The 3,408-nt window shown below is 64.5% G+C and carries 1 protein-coding gene and 2 pseudogenes; all 3 read left to right on the forward strand.

The window, feature by feature from the left end:
• A pseudogene (locus AUC71_RS22655) lies at positions 1-2,738 on the forward strand (monovalent cation/H+ antiporter subunit A); the annotation flags it as partial.
• 1 nt (position 2,739) lies between these two features.
• Positions 2,740-3,093, forward strand: coding sequence for a Na+/H+ antiporter subunit C (locus tag AUC71_RS08265; RefSeq protein ID WP_069623884.1), 354 nt, complete (start codon positions 2,740-2,742; stop codon positions 3,091-3,093).
• A 16-nt stretch (positions 3,094-3,109) separates the two neighbouring features.
• A pseudogene (locus AUC71_RS08270) lies at positions 3,110-3,408 on the forward strand (monovalent cation/H+ antiporter subunit D); the annotation flags it as partial.

The following is a 3,408-nucleotide window of genomic DNA, read 5'->3' on the forward strand; positions in this document are numbered from 1 at the left end:
CTCATGTGTCTTCTTTCCGCGGCGCCGGCCATTTACCGGGGCGAAGTCTTGGCCTGGAGCGTGCCTTGGCTGCCGATGATCGGCTTGTCCTTCTCGTTCTTCCTCGATGGCTTGGGGCTGTTCTTTGCTGCGCTCATTCTCGGCATGGGACTGCTGATCATTCTCTATGCGCGCTACTACCTGAGCTCGACGGATCCGCTCGGGCTCTTTTACTTCTACTTGCTGCTGTTCCAGGGGGCGATGGTGGGCATCGTCCTCAGCAATAACATTCTCCTGCTGCTCGTCTTCTGGGAGCTCACGAGCCTCACGTCCTTCCTTCTGATCGGCTATTGGCGCGAGCTTCCCGAATCCCGGCAAGGCGCGCGGATGGCGCTCATCGTTACCGGCGGCGGCGGACTAGCCTCATCGCCGGCATGCTGATGCTCGGCCACATCGCAGGGTCTTACGAGATCACCGAGATTCTACAACGCGGCGACCTCATCAGATCCTCTCCACTGCTCGTGCCGACGCTTCTGCTGATATTGGGCGGCGCCTTCACCAAGTCGGCGCAGTTCCCGTTTCACTTCTGGCTGCCCCACGCCATGGCTGCGCCCACGCCCGTCTCGGCCTACTTGCATTCCGCGACCATGGTGAAGGCAGGGCTCTTCCTGATGGCGCGACTGTGGCCGGTGTTTGCCCCGACGGATGCGTGGTTCCTCATCGTCGCGCCGGTCGGGCTCGTCACCATGCTCATCGGCGCGTGGATCGCGCTGTTCAAGGATGATCTCAAAGCTCTTCTCGCCTTCTCGACCGTGAGTCATCTTGGGCTTGTCACCATGCTGTTCGGCATCGGCACGCCGCTCGCAGCGGTCGCCGCGGTCTTTCACATCCTCAACCACGCGACCTTCAAGGCGGCGCTGTTCATGAGCGCGGGCATCATCGACCACGAGGCGGGCACGCGAGACATCCGCCGGCTCGGCGGCCTGCTCACGCTGATGCCCATCACCGCCACATTGTCATTGATCGCGGCAGCCTCAATGGCCGGCATCCCCTTCTTCAACGGATTCCTGTCCAAGGAGATGATGCTCGAGGAGGCCGCACACACGGCCTATGCCGGGATCACCTGGCTCTTTCCAGTGCTGGCGACTGTCGCCGCACTGATCTCCGCCGCCTATTCGTTCCGCTTCGCCATCAGCACGTTTTTTGGGCCGCCGCGCGACGACTACCCCCATCGGCCACACGATCCGCCGTTCGGCATGTGGCTTCCCGTCGCCATCCTCATCGTCCCGGTCGCGGCCATCGGCGTTCTTCCGGCCCTCATGGCGGGCCCAATCGTCGAGCGTACGGCGCTCGCCGTGGTGGGCGCTCCGCTGCCCGATTATAAGCTCGCGATCTGGCACGGCCTCACGCCCGCCCTGTTCATGAGCCTCATCGCTCTCGCGGGCGGTGCAATCCTCTTCGCCTTCTACCGCACTGCCGACCAAATCCGCCTTGCCTTCCCGAGGCCGGAGGCAAAGCGCATCTACGATGCGGTGATCTCCGCCTTGGTTGACGGCTCCCGCTCGATCATCGAGGTCACGCATAACGGCTCCTTGCCTCGCTATGCCGGCGTCATCATCGCCGCGATCGTCGCAGTCGGCTTCGTCGGCTTCATGGATGCGCCGCACGAGGCGGGAGCCAGGGCGACGATTCCCATGTCGTTCCCCGCAGCCGTCGCCTGGATCGTGCTGGCCGCGATCTGCGTCGCGCTGCTGTTCTGCCATCGAGAGCGGCTGTTCGCCTCATCTTGACGAGCGGGGTCGGCCTCATCGTCTCTCTCATGTTCGTGCAGTTCTCGGCGCCCGACCTTGCGCTCACCCAAATCTCGGTCGACGTCGTTACGACAATCCTCCTGCTGCTCGCGCTCAATCTGCTGCCGAAGACGACGCCCGCGGAGACGGATACGGCCGGACGGCTGGGACGCGGCGGACTTGCCGCCGCGGTCGGTCTCGGGGTCGGCGCCCTCACCTACGCCATCCTGACGCGCGACTTCCAAACGATCTCCGATTACCACCTCGCCGAAGCCAAGCCCGGCGGCGGCGGCACCAACGTGGTCAACGTCATCCTCGTCGACTTCCGCGGCTTTGATACGTTCGGCGAGATCATCGTCCTCGGCATCGCCGCGATCACCATCTTCGCGCTTCTCGACAACGCGCTGAGAGGCGCCGCGGCAAAAACCCTCGCGTCGATCCGCCATCCGCTGCAGAGCAAGGACGCCCACCCCCTAATCCTCGTCGTGGCCACGCGCATCCTCCTCCCGCTCGCGCTGACCGTGGCGGTGTTCATCTTTCTGCGCGGCCATAACGAGCCGGGTGGCGGTTTCATTGCCGGCCTGGTCGTGGCCATCGCGCTCATCATGCAATATCTGGCGAGCGGGTATGCCTGGGCCGCGCAGCGCGCCCGCATCGATAGCCAAGCCATGATCGGCGCCGGCGTCGCCATCGCCGGCCTTGCCGGGCTCGCATCTCTGTTCTTCGACTGGCCTTTCCTGACGAGCACTTACACGCATGTCGACCTGCCGCTGATCGGGGAGATCGAGATCGCCTCCGCCGTTCCTTCGATCTCGGCGTCTTCCTGACCGTCGTCGGCGTGGTGATGCTGTCACTCGCCCAGATCTCGCGCGCGAAGAGCGTGCCGAGCCCGAGGCGGTGCCGAAAGGCCCGATGGATGTCCAGCTGCGGCAGGGACGCATCGTCAGCCCGGACAACGGGAGAAGCTGACATGGAGCTTCTGGTCGCCAGCGCCGTCGGCATGATGACAACCGTCGGAGTCTATCTGATCCTGCAACAGCGGACCTTCCCGATCATCGTCGGGCTGACCTTGCTGTCCTATGCGGTGAACGTGTTCCTGTTCTCAGCCGGGCGGCTCGTCGTGGACCGGCCCCCGATCATTTCCGACGCCGACGCTTATACCGATCCGCTTCCCCAGGCACTCGTCCTGACTGCGATCGTGATCTCGTTCGGCATGACCGCGCTGATCGTCGTCCTCGCCCTGCGCGGCTTCCTGGAGACCGAGAACGATACCGCTGACCTTCCCGGAGAAGACCTCGCGCCCGAAACCGAGGCTGACAAATGACGGCGGCGCGCAGCTCATGACCCACTGGATCATTGCTCCGGCGATCCTGCCCGCGCTGACGGCTGCTCTCTTGATCATGGTGTGGCGCCGGGACATCCGTATGCAGCGGATCGTCTCGATCACGGCGACCGTGGCGCTCGTCGGGATTGCGATCCTGCTGTATCACCTTGCGAGCGATGGCGAGCCGCGCGTCTACCGGGTCGGGGCCTGGCCCGCGCCGTTCGGCATCGTGCTCGTGCTCGACCGTCTCTCGGCAACCATGCTGCTGCTTGCCGCAGCGCTGGCTCTCGCCGTGCCTTGTCTACGCCGTGGCGG

It is taken from the genome of Methyloceanibacter marginalis (assembly GCF_001723295.1).
Classification (GTDB): Bacteria; Pseudomonadota; Alphaproteobacteria; order Rhizobiales; family Methyloligellaceae; genus Methyloceanibacter; species Methyloceanibacter marginalis.

What these genes read in the sequence shown, in the direction of transcription:
- AUC71_RS08265 (WP_069623884.1), top strand. Translation starts at nt 2,740, where the DNA reads ATGGAGCTTCTGGTCGCCAGCGCCGTCGGCATGATGACAACCGTCGGA.